Origin of the sequence: Nocardia speluncae NBRC 108251, from assembly GCF_001613245.1 — a bacterium.
Lineage (GTDB): Bacteria > Actinomycetota > Actinomycetes > Mycobacteriales > Mycobacteriaceae > Nocardia > Nocardia speluncae.
Window position 1 is genome coordinate 129,758 of the sequence record NZ_BDBZ01000030.1, and the last position, 21,239, is coordinate 150,996.

At 67.3% G+C, this 21,239-nt stretch carries 19 protein-coding genes, 1 tRNA gene and 1 other RNA gene; 12 read left to right on the forward strand and 9 right to left on the reverse strand.

Going from position 1 to position 21,239, the window contains the following annotated elements; all coding sequences use genetic code 11:
• The first annotated feature begins 8 nt into the window (after positions 1 to 8).
• From NS6_RS23180 to tgt, 4 genes are all read left to right on the forward strand, one after another.
• Positions 9 to 551 carry an RrF2 family transcriptional regulator gene (locus NS6_RS23180; RefSeq protein WP_068045169.1) on the forward strand — a complete coding sequence of 181 codons (543 nt, stop codon included), beginning with the start codon at positions 9 to 11 and terminating at the stop codon, positions 549 to 551.
• Complete coding sequence (locus tag NS6_RS23185; protein ID WP_068045171.1) at positions 545 to 2,278, forward strand: ABC transporter ATP-binding protein; 1,734 nt, start codon at positions 545 to 547, stop codon at positions 2,276 to 2,278. Before NS6_RS23180 ends, NS6_RS23185 begins: the two co-directional genes overlap by 7 nt.
• Positions 2,275 to 4,182, forward strand: coding sequence for an ABC transporter ATP-binding protein (locus tag NS6_RS23190; RefSeq protein ID WP_068045174.1), 1,908 nt, complete (start codon positions 2,275 to 2,277; stop codon positions 4,180 to 4,182). The genes NS6_RS23185 and NS6_RS23190 overlap by 4 nt, the downstream gene beginning before the upstream one ends.
• A gap of 125 nt (positions 4,183 to 4,307) precedes the next feature.
• Positions 4,308 to 5,552, forward strand: a complete 1,245-nt coding sequence (gene tgt / locus NS6_RS23195) for a tRNA guanosine(34) transglycosylase Tgt (protein ID WP_068045177.1) — start codon at positions 4,308 to 4,310, stop codon at positions 5,550 to 5,552.
• Positions 5,553 to 5,675: 123 nt separating this feature from the next.
• Here tgt and NS6_RS23200 read toward each other — a convergent pair whose 3' ends face one another.
• Positions 5,676 to 6,449 carry a queuosine precursor transporter gene (locus NS6_RS23200; protein WP_084471330.1) on the reverse strand — a complete coding sequence of 258 codons (774 nt, stop codon included), beginning with the start codon at positions 6,447 to 6,449 and terminating at the stop codon, positions 5,676 to 5,678.
• 37 nt (positions 6,450 to 6,486) lie between these two features.
• On the opposite strand from NS6_RS23200, the gene NS6_RS23205 reads away from it, so the two are divergent.
• Positions 6,487 to 7,038 carry a DUF4190 domain-containing protein gene (locus tag NS6_RS23205; protein ID WP_068045184.1) on the forward strand — a complete coding sequence of 184 codons (552 nt, stop codon included), beginning with the start codon at positions 6,487 to 6,489 and terminating at the stop codon, positions 7,036 to 7,038.
• A gap of 12 nt (positions 7,039 to 7,050) precedes the next feature.
• Here NS6_RS23205 and NS6_RS23210 read toward each other — a convergent pair whose 3' ends face one another.
• The 3 genes from NS6_RS23210 to NS6_RS23220 are packed head-to-tail and all read right to left on the reverse strand — an operon-like array spanning position 7,051 to position 9,269.
• Positions 7,051 to 7,755 (reverse strand): RDD family protein, encoded by a 705-nt coding sequence (locus NS6_RS23210; RefSeq protein WP_245669474.1) that lies wholly within the window; start codon positions 7,753 to 7,755, stop codon positions 7,051 to 7,053.
• Between the two features lie 33 nt (positions 7,756 to 7,788).
• Positions 7,789 to 8,739 (reverse strand): tRNA glutamyl-Q(34) synthetase GluQRS, encoded by a 951-nt coding sequence (gene gluQRS, locus NS6_RS23215; RefSeq protein WP_068045189.1) that lies wholly within the window; start codon positions 8,737 to 8,739, stop codon positions 7,789 to 7,791.
• Positions 8,736 to 9,269, reverse strand: coding sequence for a DUF309 domain-containing protein (locus NS6_RS23220; protein WP_068045192.1), 534 nt, complete (start codon positions 9,267 to 9,269; stop codon positions 8,736 to 8,738). The genes gluQRS and NS6_RS23220 overlap by 4 nt, the downstream gene beginning before the upstream one ends.
• A 425-nt stretch (positions 9,270 to 9,694) precedes the next feature.
• Between NS6_RS23220 and NS6_RS23225 the strand changes: the two genes are divergently transcribed.
• Positions 9,695 to 9,952: a DUF397 domain-containing protein gene (locus NS6_RS23225; protein WP_068045195.1), complete on the forward strand. Its 258-nt coding sequence runs from the start codon at positions 9,695 to 9,697 to the stop codon at positions 9,950 to 9,952.
• A gap of 97 nt (positions 9,953 to 10,049) precedes the next feature.
• Positions 10,050 to 11,456, forward strand: coding sequence for a wax ester/triacylglycerol synthase domain-containing protein (locus NS6_RS23230; RefSeq protein WP_168443495.1), 1,407 nt, complete (start codon positions 10,050 to 10,052; stop codon positions 11,454 to 11,456).
• 180 nt (positions 11,457 to 11,636) lie between these two features.
• On the opposite strand, the gene NS6_RS23235 is transcribed toward NS6_RS23230, so the two are convergent.
• Complete coding sequence (locus NS6_RS23235; RefSeq protein WP_157112900.1) at positions 11,637 to 12,374, reverse strand: hypothetical protein; 738 nt, start codon at positions 12,372 to 12,374, stop codon at positions 11,637 to 11,639.
• Between the two features lie 156 nt (positions 12,375 to 12,530).
• On the opposite strand from NS6_RS23235, the gene NS6_RS23240 reads away from it, so the two are divergent.
• From NS6_RS23240 to NS6_RS23250, 3 genes are all read left to right on the forward strand, one after another.
• Positions 12,531 to 12,616: transfer RNA gene (locus NS6_RS23240), tRNA-Ser, on the forward strand.
• 129 nt (positions 12,617 to 12,745) lie between these two features.
• Positions 12,746 to 12,840: signal recognition particle sRNA small type (gene ffs, locus NS6_RS23245), an RNA gene on the forward strand.
• Between the two features lie 187 nt (positions 12,841 to 13,027).
• A complete protein-coding gene (locus NS6_RS23250; RefSeq protein WP_068045204.1) occupies positions 13,028 to 14,314 on the forward strand; it encodes an aspartate aminotransferase type Ic in 1,287 nt (428 codons plus the stop codon).
• 3 nt (positions 14,315 to 14,317) lie between these two features.
• On the opposite strand, the gene NS6_RS23255 is transcribed toward NS6_RS23250, so the two are convergent.
• Positions 14,318 to 15,124: a methyltransferase domain-containing protein gene (locus NS6_RS23255; protein ID WP_068045207.1), complete on the reverse strand. Its 807-nt coding sequence runs from the start codon at positions 15,122 to 15,124 to the stop codon at positions 14,318 to 14,320.
• A 176-nt stretch (positions 15,125 to 15,300) separates the two neighbouring features.
• Between NS6_RS23255 and NS6_RS23260 the strand changes: the two genes are divergently transcribed.
• Positions 15,301 to 15,873 carry an HhH-GPD-type base excision DNA repair protein gene (locus tag NS6_RS23260; protein ID WP_068045210.1) on the forward strand — a complete coding sequence of 191 codons (573 nt, stop codon included), beginning with the start codon at positions 15,301 to 15,303 and terminating at the stop codon, positions 15,871 to 15,873.
• A 16-nt stretch (positions 15,874 to 15,889) separates the two neighbouring features.
• Here the strand turns inward: NS6_RS23260 and NS6_RS23265 are convergent, their stop codons facing one another.
• The 3 genes from NS6_RS23265 to NS6_RS23275 form a co-directional block, all read right to left on the reverse strand.
• Positions 15,890 to 16,606: an ESX secretion-associated protein EspG gene (locus NS6_RS23265; RefSeq protein WP_068045212.1), complete on the reverse strand. Its 717-nt coding sequence runs from the start codon at positions 16,604 to 16,606 to the stop codon at positions 15,890 to 15,892.
• A complete protein-coding gene (locus NS6_RS23270; protein WP_068045215.1) occupies positions 16,606 to 18,612 on the reverse strand; it encodes a WXG100 family type VII secretion target in 2,007 nt (668 codons plus the stop codon). The genes NS6_RS23265 and NS6_RS23270 overlap by 1 nt, the downstream gene beginning before the upstream one ends.
• A gap of 104 nt (positions 18,613 to 18,716) precedes the next feature.
• Positions 18,717 to 19,091 carry a hypothetical protein gene (locus NS6_RS23275; protein WP_068045217.1) on the reverse strand — a complete coding sequence of 125 codons (375 nt, stop codon included), beginning with the start codon at positions 19,089 to 19,091 and terminating at the stop codon, positions 18,717 to 18,719.
• Positions 19,092 to 19,751: 660 nt separating this feature from the next.
• Here NS6_RS23275 and NS6_RS23280 point away from each other — a divergent pair.
• Positions 19,752 to 21,032 carry an ROK family transcriptional regulator gene (locus NS6_RS23280; RefSeq protein ID WP_068045219.1) on the forward strand — a complete coding sequence of 427 codons (1,281 nt, stop codon included), beginning with the start codon at positions 19,752 to 19,754 and terminating at the stop codon, positions 21,030 to 21,032.
• The last annotated feature ends 207 nt before the right edge of the window (positions 21,033 to 21,239 follow it).

Consider the following 21,239-nt stretch of genomic DNA (forward strand, 5'->3'; position numbering starts at 1 on the left):
GGTTGGTCGTGCACATCACCGCGAAGGTGGATCATGCCGTGCGCACACTGCTCGAGATCACGGCAGCCGATTCGGCCGCGGCCGTGAAGGCGGAGGCCATTGCGGCCGGCCAGCAGATCGCGCCCAAAGTGCTGGAGAGCGTCCTCGCCGAACTGCGCCGTGCGGGACTGGTGACGAGCCGGCGCGGGCCCGACGGTGGCTACCGGCTGGCCCGCCCGGCGCACGCCATCTCGATCGCCGATGTGATCCGGGCGATCGAGGGCCCGCTCGCGTCGGTGCGCGGGCTGCGTCCCGAAGAGGTGCGGTATCCGGGAGCGGCCGAACCGTTGCAGCAGGTGTGGATCGCGTTACGGGTGAATATCCGGGCCGTGCTGGAGAACGTGACGCTGGCCGATATCGCCGACGGTGCGCTACCGGATTTCGTGGCGGCCCTGACCGACGACCCCGGAGCCTGGGCTCGCCGGGAACCCGGCGATCCGGCCCTGCCGGACCCGCCGGAAATTGCCGGGCGATCCGCAAATCCAGACGGTAGCGTTCGGTCATCATGCTGATCAGACTGCTCCGCGACTTCCTCGCCCCGTACCGGAAACAGCTGGCCGGGATCGTGGTGCTGCAGCTGATCTCGGTGATCGCCATGCTGTACCTGCCCAGCCTGAACGCCGACCTGATCGACGAGGGCATCACCAAGGGCGATATCGGCTATATCTGGACCGCGGGCCTGCGGATGCTGGCCGTCTCGGGCGTCCAGATCGTCGCGTCCGCCTTCTCGGTGCTGCTCGCCGCGCAGGCCGCGATGGGCGCGGGTCGCGATCTGCGCGCCGCGCTGCTGCACCGGGTGAACACCTTCTCGGCCCGTGAGGTCGGAATGTTCGGTGCACCGTCGCTGATCACCCGCAACACCAACGATGTGCAGCAGGTGCAGTTGCTTGTCGTCATGGCCTCGACGGTGGCGGTGATGGCGCCGATCATGTGCGTCGGCGGCATCATCATGGCAGTGCGCGAAGATCGGGGCCTGTCCTGGCTGCTGTTGATCGCGGTACCGGCGCTGGCACTGAGCATGGGTTTCATCATCGCCCGGATGGTGCCCGCATTCCGCCTGATGCAGACCCGGCTCGACGAGGTCAACCGGGTGCTGCGCGAGCAGATCACCGGTATCCGGGTCGTGCGCGCGTTCGTCCGCGAACGGCTCGAGATCCGGCGTTTCGAGGTGGCCAATACCGAGCTCACCGATATTTCGGTGCGGGTCGGCCGGTTGATGGCGCTGATGTTCCCCACCGTCATGCTGATCAGCAATGTCACCTCGGTCGCCGTGATCTGGTTCGGCGGTAAAGCGATCGACGCCGGCGAGATGCAGATCGGATCGCTGACAGCGCTGCTGTCCTACATCATGCAGATCCTGATGGCGGTCATGATGGCCTCGTTCCTGGCCATGATGGCGCCGCGCGCCGCGGTCTCGGCGGACCGGATCTCCGAGGTACTGAGCACCGAATCGTCGGTGCGTTCCCCCGAACAACCGCGGCCGTTCCAGGGCGACCCCGCCCGCCTGCAGATACGTGACGCCGGGTTCAGTTATCCGGGTGCCGAACAGCCGGTACTGCGCAATATCGACTTCCGGGTGGAACCCGGGCAGACCACCGCCGTCGTCGGTTCGACCGGCGCGGGCAAATCCACCCTGCTGAACCTGATTCCGCGGCTCATGGACGCCACCGAGGGCACTGTCCTGCTCGGCGACACCGACGTCCGCGACCTCGACCTGAACGAGCTGCGGACCCGGATCGCGCTGGTACCGCAGAAGGGCTATCTGTTCTCCGGCACCGTGGCGAGCAATCTGCGCTACGGCGATCCGGACGCAAGCGACGAAGAACTGTGGCGGTGCCTGGAGATCGCCCAGGCCGCCGATTTCGTCCGGGCCATGCCACAGGGCCTCGAAACACCGGTGGCGCAGGGCGGCACCACGGTCTCGGGCGGGCAGCGACAGCGGCTGGCCATCGCCCGCGCTCTGGTACGCACGCCGCGGGTGTATCTTTTCGACGATTCGTTCTCCGCGCTCGACGTCGCCACCGACGCGCGGCTGCGGGCGGCCCTGCAGCCGGAAACGGCGAACGCCGCAGTGATCATCGTGGCCCAGCGGATCGCCACCATCCGCGACGCCGACCAGATCGTGGTTCTCGAGGACGGCGCCATGGTCGGTCTCGGTACGCATGATCAGCTGGTCCGCGACTGCGCCGAATACCGGGAGATCGTGGAATCCCAGCTGAGTGTGGAGGAAGCGCGATGAGACCGGGTACGCCGGGCGCCCCCGATGCGAAACCGAAATCGTTCAAGCCCTCGATAAAGCGGCTGGTGGGCAGGCTCGCACCGGAGCGAACACTGGTGGCGATCATCGTCGCCCTCGGCGTCGTCTCGGTGGTGCTCAATATCGCGGGCCCCTACCTGCTGGGCAAGGCCACCAACCTGATCTTCGACGGGGTCGTCGGCCGGCAACTGCCCGCGGGAGCCAGCAAGGAAGAGGCCATCGCCGGTTTGCGCGCGCAGGGCCAGGACACCTTCGCCGATATGCTGTCGGGGATGGCGGTCGTACCGGGTGTCGGGATCGACTTCGGCGCCGTCGGCCGGGTGCTGACGCTGGTGCTGGTGCTGTATCTGGGCGCCGCGCTGTTCGGCTGGTTGCAGGCTTATCTGCTCAACAACCTGATCAACCGCACCATCAAACGGTTGCGCGCCGATGTGGAGGACAAGCTTCACCGGCTGCCGCTGAGCTATTTCGATTCCGCACCCCGCGGCGATGTGCTCAGCCGCGTCACCAACGATGTGGACAATATCTCGCAGAGCTTGCAGCAGACGATGAGCCAGCTGTTGATCTCGCTGCTCACCGTCTTCGGCATTCTCGGGATGATGTTCTGGATCTCGTGGCTGCTCGCGCTCATCGCCCTGCTGACGGTGCCCGCAGTGATCATCGTGACGGCGCAGATCGCCAAACGCTCCAAACCACATTTCGTGGACCAGTGGAGGTACACCGGACTGGTGAACGCCCAGGTGGAAGAGGCCTACACCGGGCACGAGGTGATCACCGTGTTCGGGCGCAGCAAGCAGGTCGGCGCCGAGTTCGACGAGCGCAACGAACATCTGTACCAGTCCAGCTTCAAGGCGCAGTTCATCTCCGGGCTGATCATGCCGTCGTCGATGTTCCTCGGGAACCTGAACTTTGTGCTGGTCGCGTTGATCGGTGGCCTGCGGGTCGCCTCCGGCCAGCTGTCGCTGGGTGAAGTGCAGGCGTTCATCCAGTACTCGCGCCAGTTCAGCCAGCCGCTCACCCAAATCGGTGCCATGGCGAATCTGCTGCAGTCGGGTGTGGCCTCGGCCGAGCGGATCTTCGAAATCCTGGACGCCGGGGAACAGAGCCCGGACCCGGTGCCCGAAGCCGCCGTGCAACCCGAGCGCGGGCGTGTGGAATTCGCCGATGTCTGCTTCCGATACGAACCGCAAACCCCGGTGATCGAGGACCTGTCGCTGGTGGCCGAACCGGGACATGTGGTGGCGATCGTCGGCCCCACGGGTGCCGGGAAGACCACGCTGGTCAATCTGCTGTTGCGGTTCTACGAACTGGATTCCGGCACGATCAGCATCGACGGGGTGGATATCACCGATATCGGCCGCGACACGCTGCGCTCCCGGATCGGCATGGTGTTGCAGGACACCTGGCTGTTCAAGGGCACGATCAGGGAGAACATCGCCTACGGGGATCCGGATGCGAGCGACGCCGATATCTTCGACGCCGCCCGCGCCGCCTACGTGGACCGCTTCGTGCACTCGCTGCCCGCCGGGTACGACACCGTGATCGACGAAGAAGGCACCGGTGTCAGCGCGGGCGAGAAACAGCTGATCACCATCGCGCGCGCGTTCCTCGCCAAACCCACCATCCTGGTACTGGACGAGGCCACCAGTTCCGTGGATACCCGCACCGAACTGCTGGTGCAGCAGGCCACCGCGGAACTGCGCCGCGATCGCACCAGTTTCGTCATCGCCCACCGGCTCTCCACCATCCGCGACGCCGACCTGATCGTGGTGATGGAGGACGGCCATATCGTCGAACAGGGCACCCACGAGGAGCTGCTGGCGCGGCAGGCGGCCTACTACCGCCTCTACAGTGCGCAGTTCGCGGCGGCCGCGGTCGATGCGTGAGCAGGTACGAGTGAGCGAGTGACGCCGGAGTGGTCGCGGTGGCGAAGCATCGCCACGGTGGCAACGGAGTCACCACGTAGGCCCCTCGCTCATACCCGGGGAATACTGCCTGCGAGGATAGCGGCGTGTCCGACAGCGCCGGTTTCTCGTTCAGTATCGGTACCCGCCTCGATGGCCGGCACGGCCGGACGGGAGTTGTCCAGACCCCGCACGGTGCCGTGGCCACGCCTGCCTTCGTCCCGGTGGGGACCAAAGCGACAGTGAAGGCGGTCCTGCCCGAGGCGATGGGCGACCTCGGCGCGCAGGCCCTGCTCGCCAACGCCTACCACCTGTATCTGCAACCCGGACCCGATATCGTCGACGAGGCCGGTGGGCTGGCGGCGTTCATGAACTGGCCCGGCCCCACCTTCACCGATAGCGGCGGCTTCCAGGTCATGTCGCTGGGGGTCGGGTTCAAGAAGGTGCTGGCGATGGAAACCGTCGACGTACAAGACGACGATGTGATCGCCAAAGGCAAGGAACGGCTGGCCACCGTGGACGACGAGGGAGTCACCTTCCGGTCGCATCTGAACGGGTCGAAGCACCGGTTCACGCCCGAGGTGTCCATGGGGATCCAGCATCAACTGGGCGCAGACATCATGTTCGCCTTCGACGAACTCACCACCCTGATGAACACCCGTGGCTACCAGGAGAAATCGGTACAGCGCACCCATCAGTGGGCGCAGCGCTGCATCGATGAGCACGAACGGCTCACCGCCGCCCGCACCCACCGGCCCTATCAGGCGCTGTTCGCGGTGGTGCAGGGCGCGCAGTACGAGGACCTGCGGCGGAAGGCTTCCCACGACCTCGCCGAGATCCGTGGCGCCGCGGGTACAGAATTCGATGGCTACGGTATCGGCGGCGCACTCGAGAAGCACAACCTAGGCACCATCGTCGGCTGGTGCTGTGACGAGCTGCCGGAGGACAAACCGCGTCATATGCTGGGGATCAGCGAACCGGAGGATATGTTCGCGGCGATCGAGGCGGGGGCGGACACCTTCGATTGTGTGAACCCGTCCCGGGTGGGGCGCAACGGCGGAATCTACGTGGACGCCGGCCGGTTCAATATCGATACCCTGCGGTTCAAAAGGGATTTCACCCCGATCGACGAAACCTGCGACTGCTACACCTGTGGGCACTACACCCGCGCCTATATCCACCACCTGTTCAAAGCCAAGGAGATGCTGGCCTCGACGTTGTGCACGATTCACAACGAGCGGTTCACCATCCGGCTGGTCGACCGGATCCGGGCCAGTATCGACGGTGGTTATTTCGACGAGTTCCGGGCGGAGGCGATGGGGCGCTGGCGGGGGCGGATCACGGCGCCCTGATCTGTGATTCCGGCGCCGCTCCGCGTCTCGAGGGCGGGGCCCTGTCAACCCCTGGTCTTCCCTCCTTCGCTCCGTCGGTCCAGACCAGGGGCGGGGCCCCGCCCCTGGTCTGGACCGTCCGGGTCAGGAACGCAGCGGGGGGGTTTCGCGGGGGGCGTAGGTGGGTTCGTGCTTTTTGAGCAGGCCGATGACCTGGTAGGTCACCGGGAGCATCAATACCTCGACCAAGGTTTTCCACAGGAAACCGATGATCACGTAGTTGACGAACTGACTCCAGCTGTCGATACCGATCGCGGTGGCCGCTATGGAGCAGAAGATCAGGGTGTCGGCGAGTTCACCCACCACCGTCGAGCCGATGAGGCGTGCCCACAGATATTTCTCGCGGGTACGTTCCTTGATCAGCACCAGGGTCGCGGAGTTGAGCAGCTGGCCTACGACATAGCCCGCGAGCCCGGCCGCCACCAGTTGCGGGGTGGTGCCGATAACGCTGCGGAACGCCTCCTGGTTTTCGTAGAACACCGCCGCCGGCAAATGGATCGCGACGGCGAAACACACCACCATGACGAGCAGGGCGGTGAAACCGTAGAACACGGCGTGCCGGGTGGCCCGGAAACCGTAGACCTCGCTCAGCACATCACCGAGAACGTAGGCCAGGGGGAACAGGAAGAAGGCGGCGTCGGTGGTGATGGGCAGGACCTCCAGGGGGCCCAGGTTCACCGAGCTACCGGAGAAGAACTGCACGCCCTTGGTCGCACAGATGTTGGAGACGAGCAGTGTGGCGGTGAACAATACGACGATCGGCGTGTAGTACCCCCGCGCCACCTGGGCGAATGCCACGTGAACGGGCGCGGGGTGTCCAGACTTGCCGGGTAACGGGGGTTTGTTGGAGTCTTCCACCCGGCTATCCAATCAAACTCTCGAATAGGGTGTAGGGATGACGAACCCCGGCAACTCCGACGAATGGTGGAAGCAATACGGGGGGTCGGGCGTATCGTCGGATCCCGCGAACGCACAGCCGTCCGCGGGCGAACCGTCCAGTTACCCGTCGTACCCGTCGTCTCCGGCGCCTGCTCCCACGCCGCCGCCCGTGCCCCCGACGTACGGGGTGCCGCCCACGCCGGCCCCACAGGCCAACCCCTACCCGGCGATGCCCGGGTACCCGGCGAATCCCTCGTATCCGGCGAATCCGTCCTATCCCGGCCCGCCCCCGGGGCCGGGATATCCCATGGGCTATCAGCCCTATGGCTATCCGGCGGCCGGCGGCGGCACCAACGGGTTGGCGATCGCCTCGCTGATCGCTTCGCTGGTGGGTATCGGCTGTGGTATCGGGGCCATCGCCGGAATCATCATGGGCGTGATCGCGCTCGGCCAGATCCGGGACAACGGTCAGCAGGGTCGCGGGATGGCGCTGGCCGGAATCTGGGTCGGTGTCGGCTGGATCGTGCTCTGGGTGCTGTATATGGTGCTGATCTTCGCCGCGTCCTAGCGGATCCGCCGATCAGGCCTCCAGAACCTGGGTTCCGCCGGCGAGCTTGTCGTGCCAGCCCTGTTTGTTGGGGTCCTTGTCCACGGTGGCGGCCATATAGATCATCAGCGCGAGCCCGGCCAACCAGCCCAGGCACGGGATGATCGATACGGCCAGGTAGACATTGCGTTTCAGGGAGACCAGCGGCGGTACGGTGGGTGCGCCGTTGGGGGCCACGACCTTGAGTCCGATGATTCTTTTGCCCAGTGTCGCGCCGGTCCGGCTCTCCATCAGTACGAAGTACAGCAGGATGGCGGCGAAGACGATCGCATAGCTGACCGACATACCGGACAGACCACTCATATTCGGCATGATGACGAAATTCAGCAGGATCGCCAGCGGGAGGCCGACGATGAGATTGTCGATCACCCGGGCGGTGAATCGAGGCCACACCTTGCCCGGCACCCCGAACGCGGGATCGAACTGACCGTATCGATGGCCGCCGTACTGCGGCTGCGGGTGCACGGTCTGCTGATACGGGGGCCGCTCTTGCTGCGGCGGTGGTGGTGGGGGCTGGTGCCCGTACGGCTGCGGAGGCGGCGGCTGCTGTCCGGGCGGGCCCGGCGGCGGCGCATACGGGCCGGGAGCGCCGTACTGCGGCGACTGCCCGTACGGCTGCCCGGCCTGGGGGTGGTTGCTGGGGTCGTACCCGCCACTGGTCATTTCGCCTGCCTGCACTCGAAAATCGTAAAGACCCGGTCGCAGGCCAGATTACGGACCGCCGGCCGTGCACACCAAGCTGTCGGGGTCCAGTATCCACGGGGTTCGCGGCAGCCGGCCGGGATCGAATCCGGTGAGCAGTTCGTCCGCGCTACCACCCGACAACCCCAGTGAGGTAGCCAACAGTGCGACCACATCGCGCACGGAGTCGCCGCGGTGGCGCCGATCGGCGAGGGTGACAGCGCCGTCACGTTTGGCCAGCCGCTGTCCGGCCGTGTTCAGCACCAGCGGGACGTGCGCGTACTCGGGGACCGGCAGACCGAGCAGGGTGGCTAGATAGGCCTGCCGCGGGGTGGAGGGCAGCAGATCGTCACCACGAACCACCTGGTCGATACCGTGTTCGGCGTCGTCGATCACGACCGTCAGGTTGTATGCCGGGATCCCGTCGCCGCGACGGAGCACGAGATCGTCCACCGGCCCGCGGTACCTTCCGTGCAGGCGATCGGTGATCTCGAAGTCGGGGCGGGCCGTCCGTAACCGGAGCGCGGCCGGGCGGCCGGCGCCGCGATGGGCGTCGCGTTCGGCCGGGGTGAGATCGCGGCAGGTGCCCGGGTAGGCGCCTTGCGGCCCGTGCGGGGCGGTGGCGGCCTGCTGGATCTCGCGTCTGGTGCAGAAGCATTCGTAGGTCAGGCCCGCTTCGGTGAGCCTGCCGACGGCTGCGTCGTAGCGGCCCAGCCGGTCCGACTGGTGCAGTACCGGACCGTCCCAGTCGATGCCGAGGGCGGCGAGATCACCGAGTTGGCGTTCTTCGGCGCCGGGTCGTACCCGGTCCAGGTCGTCGACGCGGAGTATGAAGCGGCGGCCGGCACTGCGGGCGAACAGCCATGCCAGCAGCGCGGTGCGCAGGTTGCCGAGATGTAGATCACCCGACGGGCTGGGCGCGTACCGGCCGGCGCCGGCGGTGGGCGTACTGGGCGCGGGGTCGGTGGGCATCGCTGTCATGGTAGGTCGGCGGTGAGGCGGGGCATGAGCCCGGCGCGTCCGGCGAGAGATGTAGGTGTGCCCGGTCGCGCCGGGATCTGTTCGTCCAGTTCGGCCAGCAGTGCTTCGGCATGGGCGATGAGGCCCGGTCCGTCGAGCCCGTAGGGGAGTGCCCCGGCGGGATGACCGGCGGCGGCCGGGTCGAATGCCCGGATGCGCCCGATCGCGCGGTTCAGTAGTGTCCGGGCGCCCTTGGGGTTTCCGCGCTGGATATGGGTCAGTCCGACCGCGTACTGCGCGAGACCCTGCCACAGCATGCGCTCGGCGGCCGGGCCGTTCTTCCATACCGATTCCAGGACCTCGTGGGCGTTGAAGGCCAGGCCCTCGTCCAGGAGTTGCTGTGCGTAGACGAGTGCCTCGCCGGGCGGGAGGTCCAGGTCGTCCGGGATTCGCGGAACTCCGGGGGAACCCGGTGGTAGTGGGCGTCCCAGCCGGTCGCGTGGCCGGGCGTTGGTGGCGCGTCCCTGATCGTCGCGATCGCGTTCGGGCATGCGGCCATCATTGCGGTCGCTGCGCGCGGAGTGCGCGCCAGGGGGATTGACATAGGGTGAATAAGTGATTACGTCGATTACGTAACAATCACGCCGGTCGTTTCCTGGCCATTCGTCCAGACCATTTCAGATATTTTCGAGCAAAGTCATCCTTATAAGTCCGCAATTGCGTGGCAATGGCGCATCTTAGCGGAATTGGCAAGGCGATTGGATCCGTTGGCAAGATATGGGCAAATTGGCCATGAACCTGCTAGTCTTCCGGATGCGCGGCCGCTCACAAGGGGTTTGAGTCACCGCGTCAGGTGTGTTCGCGGACAGGTGCGAGTCCGATAGACCGAACCCGGCAAACCGGAAATTTGCTCGCTATCTGCGCGTGCATCGGAGGTATTCGGTGTTACCGCCGGATACCAGCTAGTTCGAGAACTATGCAGGAATCGAATATCGTTATCGACGCAGCGAAGGAGTGCAGTGCCGTGAAGGTGGATATGACGGGTGCTGTGTGGCGGAAAAGTTCATACAGTGGCCCGGACGGGAACTGCGTGGAGGTGGCATTTCTCGTAGACGGCAACGTAGCGGTCCGAGATACCAAGGATCGAGGCAACGGGCCGGTGCTGGCCTTCGCGCTCGGCGAATGGGCCGAATTCCTGTCCGGCGTGTCGGCGGGAGATCGCCGCGGCGCCTGAGGTTATCCCGATATCAGGCAGTACGGCCCCGGGTCTGTCGGCCCGGGGCCTTTGCCTGTCCGCGATCGGGTTCGCGATGGCGGCTAGGGTCGGGCCGGTGATCCCGCTGGCAACTCCGGACGCCACCATGTACTGGCTGTCCCGGCGTACCCGCAACGACCAGTTCCTGCTCTACTGCTTCGCGGAGTCCAGCCGCGCGGACAGCGCATTATGCGCCGAAATACTGCAACGGTGCGCCGGCGTCCCGGAGTTGCGGCTGCGATTACGCGACGATCCCACGGGCCTGGCCCCTCCGATGTGGATTCCCGCCGAGCCCACAGCGGCACAGATCGAACAGCACCGGCTTCCCACACCCCACTGGCCGGAACTACTCACCACGCTCGGCCGGTTGACCGGCACCGGTATCGACGCGCGGGAAACTTCCTGGCGGTTGCACATCTTCCGTGGGATACGCGACAGTCCCGTATCGGACCCGCAGGTGACAGTGGTTGTACTACAGATATCGCACGCACTGGTCGACGGTCGCGGAGCTTCGAGGATCGCCCGCGCCTTGTTCGCCGTACCTGTGCCGGCGGAGAACAGCCCCGAGACGACGCCGGGGGAGGTGCTTGCGCCGGCGCCGCGCGTCGGTGGGCTGCCACCGGCACCCGGCGCGAGGCCGCCGGCGATCTCGGCCGTTCGCCTCGCCTCGTTACGGGCCGCCGTGACGCTGCCCGTGGGTGTCGCCCGGACGGTTCGGCGCGGCGTGGGCGCCGCGCGGGCGCGCAATGAGCTCGCCGCACTCACCGCGGCCGGCCGGGTGCCACCGCCCGGACCCGGATACCCGCCCGGTCCGTTGAACCGGCCTGCCGGGGTGACCGGGCATGCCGTACGGATGCTGGTGTGCCCGGCGGACGATTTTCGCGTTCCCGGACTCAGTGTCACTGTGATCGGTCTTACGGCGGTATCGATCGCAGTCGAGCAGTATCTGCGGGGCCGCGGAGAAGCCGTCACGCGGCTGGGAGCACAGGTGCCGATGGCGCTGCCACCGCGCCGCGATGTCCGCAACAACTATCGCAGCCTCGGGGTGGACCTCGCCGCCGGTGAAAGCGACCCGCGGCGCCGGGCCGCGGTGATCGCAGCGGAATTGGCTGCTCGGCGTGAGCGTGCCCGGCATCCGCTGCACGATGCGCAGAACGCCGTCGACGCGGTGTTGCCGCCGCTCCTGCTGCGCCGCGACGTACGCGACTATCCGATCCACAGCACCCCCGAGCGGGTTACCGGGCATACCGTGGTCTCCAGTGTGAACCGGGGGCCGGCGGATCTGTCCCTCGGTGGTGCGCCGGTGCGGTTCACCGGCGGATTTCCCGCGCTCGGTGCGGTGATGCATCTCACCCACGGGATCCACGGGCTGGGTGAGACCGTCACGCTGTCGGTGCACGCCGACCCCGGTGTCGTGGATCCGGATACCTATACCGGCCATCTCCGGGATGCGCTGCGCGAATTGTCTCGCCTTCGCCGCTGACGAGACCGTCTCGGCAGCGTCCGGAGCTCGGTGCCGTCTCGGCGATCGAGGCGGGACCACTTCGGCGGCGGCCACGTGCGGGCGCCACCGATCCCCGGTCGCTTTCGCGGGCGGCGATCAGTCGAGACGAAGACGCGTACAGCCGCCGGCGCAGTCGCGCAGGCCGACCCGCCTGGTGTGTCAGTTCGGGTCGATGCCCAGTTCTTCACGGGTGGCGATGATGAGGTCGCGTTCGGCGACGCGTACCTCGCCCAGCATCTGAGTCTTGTGGTCGCGGGCCGCGCGGATCTCCTCCGGCGGTGCGTCCTGCAGCTTCTTGCGCTGCAGGGTCAGGGCCGACAGCAGTACGTCGGAGAGAGTATCGGCCAGCCGGCGCCACTGCTTGTAGTGCGTATCCGAACCGACCAGCCGCAGCACGTTGGCCCGGTCGGAACCGGCTTCCAAGTTGTGGATCAGGTCGCCGATCAGTTCGTCGGTCCAGTCCTCGTCGCGGCGCAGCGCCTGGCAGATACGGCTGGACATACCCAGCGAATCGGCCACTGCGCCGGCGACGGCGTCCCGGCGCCAGTGCTCGCTCGCCTGGACCAAGGCCACGGCATGGGCGGATTCCACCTGATGGTGGGCGGCGTCGAGCTGCAACCGGGTGGAATCGGCCTGTTGCGCGACGCTGGCAGTCTGGTGCTGGGCCGCGACGGACAGGGTCCGCTGGGCTCGTTCGTCGGCGGCGGCGATCGCATCCCGGCTCGTCCGATTGTTGACCAGTACGGCGATCACAGCCGCACCACCGAGCGCGAGCGAACCGAGCAGCGGCAGCCACGACTGCCACCAGGCCGGGGAACTCTGAACGATCTCGATCACCTGGGGATCCACGGCGCCCATAATGGCACCGTCGCCGCGGTCGGGCGCGACGGCCGTCACAATTGGGTGCTCAGCGGGGCTGAAGCATTGGATATCTTGCGGGATAAGATGATTCATGCTATGTGGGCCGTGTCGCTGAGGCGGCGGACCGTTCGTGGTGGCCGGAATGAGCGGGCGTTTTCACGATGCGCCGGGGTGGCAGGTATGCTGCTCGGCGGAGGATTCGCCTAGTGGCCTATGGCGCTCGCCTGGAACGCGGGTTGGGTTAACAGCCCTCGCGGGTTCGAATCCCGCATCCTCCGCAACCGGCCCCGCCCGTGGAGCATTCCACCGGCGGGGCCGTTTTTCTGTACCGACCCGGCCCCTTCCTGTTTCCGTTCCGCCGGTGAGGCCCCGGCTGCGCGGTGTGCGCGGCTGCGGCTACACTGGCCCACGGATCCCGCGCGGCGCGCATCCTGTGAACTCCCCCAGGGCCGGAAGGCAGCAAGGGTCAACGGGCTCTGCCGGGTGCGCGGGGTCCCCTTATATCCGGCCCGGTGTCCGTCCGGACATCCGGACGAGAACCCGCCGCGGTGACGTTTCCCGACCGGCACCGAGAATCCCAACACCTCCCAGCCGTCGTGGACGTCCGGGTAACGTGGCCACGGGCGCCCGGCACCACCGGCCGCCCGTAAGTGCATTCACCCACCAGGTCGTTGGAAAGGCTGTCCAGGATGCCCCGGCAAACCCAGATCGGTTTGATGAGTCCCGAGGAACTCGCCGCCGAGCACGAACTCCAGTCCGCGAACTACGCGATGCTGCAGGCCGCCGCACTCACCCTCGATCTGACCCGGGGAAAGCCTTCGCCGGAACAACTCGCCCTCTCCTCCGCAATGCTGTCGCTGCCCGGTGACGGCGATTTTCGCGACGGCACCGGTATCGACTGCCGCAACTACGGTGGTCTGCACGGGCTTCCGGAGCTACGCGCCATCTTCGGTGAACTCCTCGGCATCGGCGCCGACAACCTGATCGCCGGAAACAACGCCAGCCTCGAGCTGATGCACGACACCATCGTCTACGCCACCCTGCACGGCCTGCCCGATTCGCCGCGCCGGTGGGCCGACGAGCCGGTGGTGAAATTCCTGTGCCCCAGCCCCGGCTACGACCGGCATTTCGCGATCACCGAATCGCTGGGCTTCGAGATGATCACGGTGCCGATGGGGCCGAACGGGCCCGATACCCGGATGATCGCCGAACTGCTGGCCGCCGATCCGCAGATCAAGGGTCTGTGGGCGGTCCCCAACTACTCCAACCCGACCGGCGCGGTGTTCTCCGAAGAGGTCGTGCGGGAACTGGTTTCGATGCCGGCTGCGGCGCCCGATTTCCGGTTGTTCTGGGACAACGCCTACGCCGTGCACCCACTCACCGATACCGCTGCGCCCGTGGTCGATGTACTCGGACTCGCCGCGGCGGCGGGAAATCCGCACCGGCCCTTTGTTTTCGCCTCTACGTCGAAGATCACCTTCGCCGGTTCGGGGGTGAGCTTCCTCGGCGCCTCGACCGAGAACCTGAACTGGTATCTGGGGCATGCGTCGAAGAAGAGCATCGGCCCGGACAAGATCAACCAGCTGCGTCATCTGCGTTTCTTCAGTGATGCCGCAGGGGTGCGGGCGCATATGCAGAAACACCGGGCCATCTTGGAACCGAAGTTCGCGCTGGTGCTGCGGATCCTCGAGGAACGCCTCGGCTCGTCCAAGGTGGCCTCCTGGACCGAGCCCAAGGGCGGCTACTTCGTCAGTCTCGATGTGCTCGAGGGCACCGCGGCGCGGGTCATCGCACTGGCGAAGGATGCCGGTATCGCGTTGACCGCCGCCGGATCGGCCTTCCCGTACAAGAAGGACCCGGAGGACAAGAACATCCGGATCGCGCCCAGTTTCCCGGCGCTGCCGGAGCTGGAGCAGGCCATGGACGGGTTGGCGACCTGCGTGCTGCTGGCAGCGACCGAGAAACTGCAGAAGTAGGGATCAGGCCGGTTTGCGGGCGTGCACGGCGAACATCGTCACCGACAGGTGGATATCGCCGCTCGCGGCGCCCGCGGCCAGGTCGGCGAGCAACTGTTCACGCTCGGCCGCGGTGATCACCCGGCGCGCCACCGCCATGGCGGAAACCCTGCTGACCAGTGCGCCGGCTCCCACCGAACGCTCCTGGACCAGCGCATGCGATCCGATGCTCTCGGCCTCCAGGCCTGCGGCGGTGAGCAGTCCCTGCAATCGGCGACCCGAATAGGGATTGGTGGTCGCCGAGATCAGGGTGTCCACGACCTCGCGCACGACCCGGGTGCTGCCGGGGTGCACTATTGCCGAACCCCAGTCGGCATCCATCACCACGGTCCGGCCACCCGGCCGTAGGACGCGGGCGATCTCGCGGGCGGCGCGCGCGGGCGATGTCAGGTGCTGAAAGACGCGTTCGCACAGTACGGCGTCGAAGGTATCGGAACCGAAGGGCACACCGTAGGCATCGCCGGAGTGGAAGGTTGCGGTGGAATGTGCGATGGCTGCCTGCCGTTCGGCGGCGGCCAGCAGGTTGGGGTCGGGCTCTACCCCGGCGGCGACCCCGGTGGGACCGACCGCCGCCGCGAAGGCGACCACTTCGGAACCGGTGCCGGAGCCGATATCGACGGCCTTTTCACCCGGCTGCAGCGCGAGCGCCTGGTGCGCCCAGTCACGCAACCGGTCGAGTCCGGGGAGCGCCGCCTGTAGGTCGCGGATATCGACCAGCTGATCCTGGCCGGCGGCATCGAATCTGTCGGGGCGTAACCCGAAACTGTCCATGGGTCCGTGTCCATCCAGTGTGGTGGGTGGGTGTATCGCCGTGTGTGGCATGTGCTGAGCCTAACTCGGGGGCGTGCGATGATCGCTGGTAGTACAGAGCGTCGGCCGGGCCCGGCGGTGGCCGTGACCGGCAGGACCCCGCTCATGCTCGATATGCGCAGTGAGGAGAGCAGGCCATGGCCAAGTTGTGTCTCGCGCAGGAACCCGAGGCGGACCAGCTGTTGTCGGAAAGCGCGCCGGCGCTGTTGATCGGGATGCTGCTCGACCAGCAGTACCCGCTCGAACACGCGTTCCGCGGCCCGAAGAAGATCGCCGACCGGATGGGCGGGCTGGATATCCACGCGATCGCGGCGGCGGATCAGGCCGAGTTCGAGGAGATGGCGGCGACCCCGCCCGCCATTCACCGCTACGGCCGGTCCATGGCGCGGCGGATCCAGGATCTGGCGCGATATGTGATCGAACACTACGACGGCGATGTGACGGCGATCTGGACCGCTGGGAACCCGGACGGTAAAGAGGTGCTGCGGCGTTTGAAGGCGCTGCCGGGCTACGGCGACCAGAAGGCCCGGATCTTTCTCGCCTTGCTCGGCAAACAGCTCGATATCCGGCCGGCCGGCTGGGAAGCGGCCGCCGGTGATTATGCCGAGCCGGGGTCGCGACGGTCGGCGGCCGATATCGTCGACGGGGAGACCTTGCTCGAGGTGCGCGCCTTCAAGAAGCAGATGAAGGCCGCAGCGAAACAGAAATGAGCGGCGTACCCGCTGATCAGCGTAGGCGCGCAAGCCGGGTGAGTTCGGCGGCCAGACCGGAATCGCCGAACGGTGCGAGCGACAGATCGGCACCGGCGGCCAGAAGATAGCGGCCGTCGCCGGTGAAATCCAGCCAGGTGCGGTGGATCGGTGGCGGTGACATCGGATTCTCCGGTGCGATCGTGATGGTGAAGAATCCGCGGGCATCGATCGGCCGGTGCAGCGCTTCTCGCAGCCGTCGCGCCCGGATCTCCGCGGCATCGGCCGCGCCGGGGCCCTGCTCCGGGCAGAGCACCGCGGCGCGTGGTTCGCGCATGGCGGGCAGGCGCCCGGCCCGAGCCGGGCCCAAGGTGCTGACCAGATGTTTGCCCACGGTCCGCGCATGGCAGGCGATCAGGGTGATCGCCTCGTTCTGCGCGCGTACCAGCGCACCCCAGTTGCCGAACCCGACCGCGACCGCGAGCACTGGATCGCCACGATGGCCGGAACCGTCGAAATCGTCCCCGAATACGGTCACCCGGGTGACATCGGTCCGGGCGAGGAACCGCAGAGTTCCGGTGAGGTCGGGGTCGCCGTTGGGCGGGAACCGGTGTTCCAACTCCAGTGCCGACCGCTCGCTCTCGGTGGCCGCGGTGGCCCGCGGCGCCAGATCGATGGGATGGGGCCGCCGGTCGAGTCCTGTCTCGGTCTGCCAGATGTAGCTGAACTCGTCCGGCGTGAACACCCATTCCATCAGCGGCTCCCGCCACCCGGATCGCCGCGTTCGGCTCGTTCCGATTCGGTGTATTCGCCGAGAACGGGGGGCACCCTGGGATCGGTCGCGGTCAATTCCTCGTTCGGTGCGTGCAGATAGTCGGGGCTGGCCCGCTCGGAATCGGCCGGGCGGGATGGAAGTGCACCGGCGGTGGATGGCACCGGCACGCCCGTGGGTAGCGGGCGGACCGGTCGCTGCCCGGAATGCTCGTGTGCTTCCGCTGTAGAACCGTTCGGGCCCGTTCCTGCGGGGTCGAGCGCTTCGCGCTCCGCGGGCAACGGGGGATGGACCACCGGATCGGTATGGCCGGCCGGGGTCCGGACGGACGGGTCGGGGGAATAGGGGACAGTCGCCGGCTCGGGGCCGGCGGACGAACCTGATGTCGTGGGCGCTCGGACTACCGGTATATCGGGTCCAGGGGGTCCCGATCCTGTGCAAGCCGGAGTGTGCGGGCCATCTGGGTAGTCCGGCCCCGATTCTGGGTGTGGCGGGCTGCCGCACTCGATGCGGCTCGGGCCTTCCCACTCCACCTCGCACGGAGGGGCCTGCTCGATGGACGGCGTGGTTCCCACCCCAGCAGGGGAGCTCCCGGTTCCGGCGGGCAGTGGATTTCCGGCTCCGGTGGCGGCCGAGGTGCCGGATACGGGTGTCGTGGCGCCCGGTGCGTAGCCGGGTGGTGTGGCCGGGGCTACTCCTGGTCCGCCGGTGAAGGTGGGCGGGACGCCCGGTGCCGGACGGTGTTGTGGCGTATTGGTGCCCGGTGCGTGCGCGGGCCCCGGAGTGCCGCCGGTCGAACCGCTGTGGCCCGGTGCAGAGCCACCACCCGTAGCGCCGGGCGGCGGTGCGGCGGGAACAGGTCCGGCCGGGACCGGGGTGACTGGGCCGCTGGTGGGGGGACTCGCCGGTGAGCGCGGTGAATGGTCGGCCGGGACTGTTCCGCGGTCGCCCGGGGCCGAGGAGGGTGCCACGGCGGGTTCCGAACGTGCGGGCCGGGTCTCCGACGCAGACTCGGCAGCGGGTGCAGTACCGGCCGCAGGCACGGCCGGGTGGTGGGGGGAATCGGGGGCCCGAGTGTTGTCCGGCTGTGGAGGTTCGGCCGGAGGGCTCGAGGTGTCCGCGGGGGTGCCTGCTTGCGGTGAAGAGTCGGACGGGGCACCCGCCGGTTGCGATTCGGTTTCCGTGGTGGTGGGCGTGGATGCCGAATCGTTGCCGAGCGAAGGTTGCGGCCCGTCCCCGGCTCGGCCGGGCACGGTGACGGGGGCTCTGGCCCCATCGATATGCGAAGTCGTGGATCCCGGCGCATCGGTTTCCGGCGATTCGGGGTCCGTTCCGGCGGCTGCTCCGGGGCCCGTGCTCGGTGCTGTGTCCGGGCCCCGTCCCGAAACCGCCGGTGTACCCGAGCTTTCCGATGCCGTGGCGACCACGGCCGGAAACCGGGGAACGCTGTCGCCGCTCGCCGGGATGGTCGGGTTGTAACCGAAGGTCATGGCGTCCTGGGCGGAGGCTGTCGCTGCGGCCGTCGCGAGGTTGTAGGCCGTACGCCGCTGCGCTCCGGTGGCCGCCTCGACGGCGGAATCCGGATCCGGCCGGTACGGTTGCGGTAGCCGTGGGACGGCCGCCCGGACCGATTCGGCGGCATCGGAATTCGCCGTCATGAGCTGCCGGAGCGCCCGGCAGACTTCGACCGTGTCGTCACCGGCCTGCACGAGGGCGGTCGCGGCCTGCATCGCGGCCGCTGCCGCGACACCGGACCATTCGCTGGACAGCCGGGTGAGTTCGCGGGCGTGCTCGTCGAATGCCGATTCCACTGTGTCGGCGGTACGACCCCACGCATCGGCTACCCGGCGTAGCTCGGCCGGTGCCAGCCGCTCGCGTGCGAGGTCCCAGATCTGCTGATGGGTATAGGCGTCGAACACTTCACGATCCGGTACATAGGCCGGATCGGTGCCGGTCCTCGCTGTACCGGCCTGTCCCTGATACGTCACGGTCGGCCCCCTTGCCTGTCGGTCCGCGACCGCCGAAAACACGACCCGGACCGGATGGTTTCAATTCGTTTGCACCCCTGCGTGATTCGATATGATGCCGTACTTCAGGGGGTAACCGCCACCGCGGCGGCCAGAGCAGCGCCGTTTGCCGCATCGGCCTCTTCGAACAGTGCCGCCGCGGCCAGGTAGGCCGCCTTGTGCCGGAGGGTGGCCTGTTCGAAGGCGTCGAGTACCTCGAGGTACTCCCGGCCCTTCGCGTCGAAGCCGGCGGTCAGTGCCCGTCCCGAGGGAAGGTCCGGAAATCCCGACACCCGGGTGAGGTCTGCGGCGTCGGTTCTGGCCTGCTGCACTCGTTCCACGAGCCGATCACAAGAGGCGGCGAGTTCCCGGGCCGCATCCGCCGACATATGGAATTCTCCGGACCGGGCCGCTTCGTGCAGCCGAATCCCCGCCTGCTGTCCCAGATCTGGTACGGACATCGTCTTCCCCCTTCGGACTCCCCGCCTCGTGGTCGGAGCATAGCAGCGGAAATGGTCCCGGACCAGGGTCGATGTATCCGGGATGTGGGGTTGCGCCGGGGTCCGGTGGTCTCGGCGGAAGCGCGCACCGGTTCTCCGTGACATCCGGGGAAATATTGTCCGGATAATTCCGGACAATTATTCGCCATCCGGCTCCGGGAGATATTCCCCGGAAATTTGCGGGGAATATGTGGCGCTCGGCGCAGGTGATTCACCACGTGTTTGCCGATATCGGCCGACAGGCTGATACAACCCTGCGCGACGACGTCCGGCGACGCATTCTCCCGGCCGCCGGGTCCGGACGGGGCGGCTGATGCACTGCTGCCGACGACTCGCCTGGAATGCGCATCTGAGCTGGGGAAACGCCCGGGTGTTGGAACTGGCGTGAACGAATCTCTTGGTGCGGCGCCGTGCCGGGTGTTAATTTATTCGTTATGTCTACCAGCGGCACCAAACCGAAGCCGGTCACATATGTGACCGCCGCGCTCGGTCTGCGCTTGCCGCTCACCCGTGAGTTGTGTTGCTCCCGCCGCCGCGGTTGAGCGATTTCGATCCACTCGCCGCCTCGTTGCTGCACCTGTAGGCATATCCGGCGCACGCCGGAATAATCGAGGAAATCATATGGCTGTCCGCACCGCCGAACGCATCGCGTCGCAGGCTCCCACCACCCGTACCCGTGCTCCCCGCCCTGTCGTCCCCCCGGACCTGCGGATCTCCGATAATCCCGCCGCCGCCGTGCTGCGGTCGGCCACCACCGGCCCGGTGTTCCGTGATACAACCGCCCGCGCCACCGGGTTGAGTATCGCCACCGTCAACCGCCAGGTTTCCGCGCTGCTCACCGCCGGACTGCTACGCGAGCGTGCCGACCTCACCGCCTCCGGTGCGGTGGGCCGGCCCCGCGTTCCGTTCGAGGTGGATATCGACACCTTCGGGACCCTGGGCGTGCATATCGGATCCACCTCCACCCGAATCGTGGTCGCCGACCTGCGTGGGCGAATCCTCGGCGGTCTCACCATCGCCACTCCGCAAACCGGTCAGGAATTCGCAGTCAAAACCGTCGCGTACAGTGCGAAGTCCTTCCTGCAGCGGTGGTACCGGCGCACTCCGTTATGGGTCGGGGTGGCGATCGGCGGCCGGGTCGATCCGAGTACCGGCGTGGTCGACCATTCGAAGCTCGGCTGGCAGGCGGCGCCGGTCGGCGCGGTATTCAGTGAGGTGCTCGGGCTACCGATTTCGGTGGCGCCCCACGTCGAGGCGATGGCGGCCGCGGAGCTGTTGTTACCCGGCGTACAGCAGGATTCGGCCGACGCCCCCGAACAGGGGCACGCGCACGGCAGCAGCCTGTACTTCTATGTCCGTGAGATGGTGGGTATCTCGGTGACGCTGGACGGTCGCGTGCACACCCCGAGCAATGGGCCGGGTTCGATCGCGCATCTACCGACCGGCTCGGAGGTCGAATGCCAGTGCGGCCGGCGCGGCTGCTTGGAGGCCACTGTCGGTGATCGCGCGCTACACGCCCGCGCGGTGGGCCGCGGAATCATTCCCGCACACAACGGAAAAGCCAGTTCGACCATCGGCGATCTGTATCGCGCCGCGGCCGGTGGTTCGGAACCGGCCCGCGAGCTGCTCGCCGACCGCGCCACCGTTCTCGGGCAGACGGTCGCTTTGGTGCGGGATATGCTCAACCCGGACCGCGTGGTGCTCGGCGGGCAGGCCTTCACCACTTACCGTCCCGGCCTGGCGCATGTGGCGCGTTCGTTCAACGAGGCGACGGTACTGCCGCCCACCGATATCCGGGTCACCGGCTACGCGTCGAAGGTGCAGGAGTTCGCGGCCGTGGTCGCTTCGCTGAGCGCTCTGTACGCCGACCCCGTCGCCGCGCTGCGCCGTATCCAGGCTTGAAGCGTGTCCGATAACTCCTACGGGCTATCGGACTCTGCACTTCTCGGGCGTCGTCGGTCCGGCGGGTGAATGCCGTTTTTCGCGTGGGACCGACTTGCCCCGCCGAAAGTGCCCGGGTCCGGGCCCGACGGTACGGAAGCGACAACCGAACCTCGGATACCGGTATAGGCAGGGCTGGTATCCGCGAACCCGGCCGGTGCGGAATAC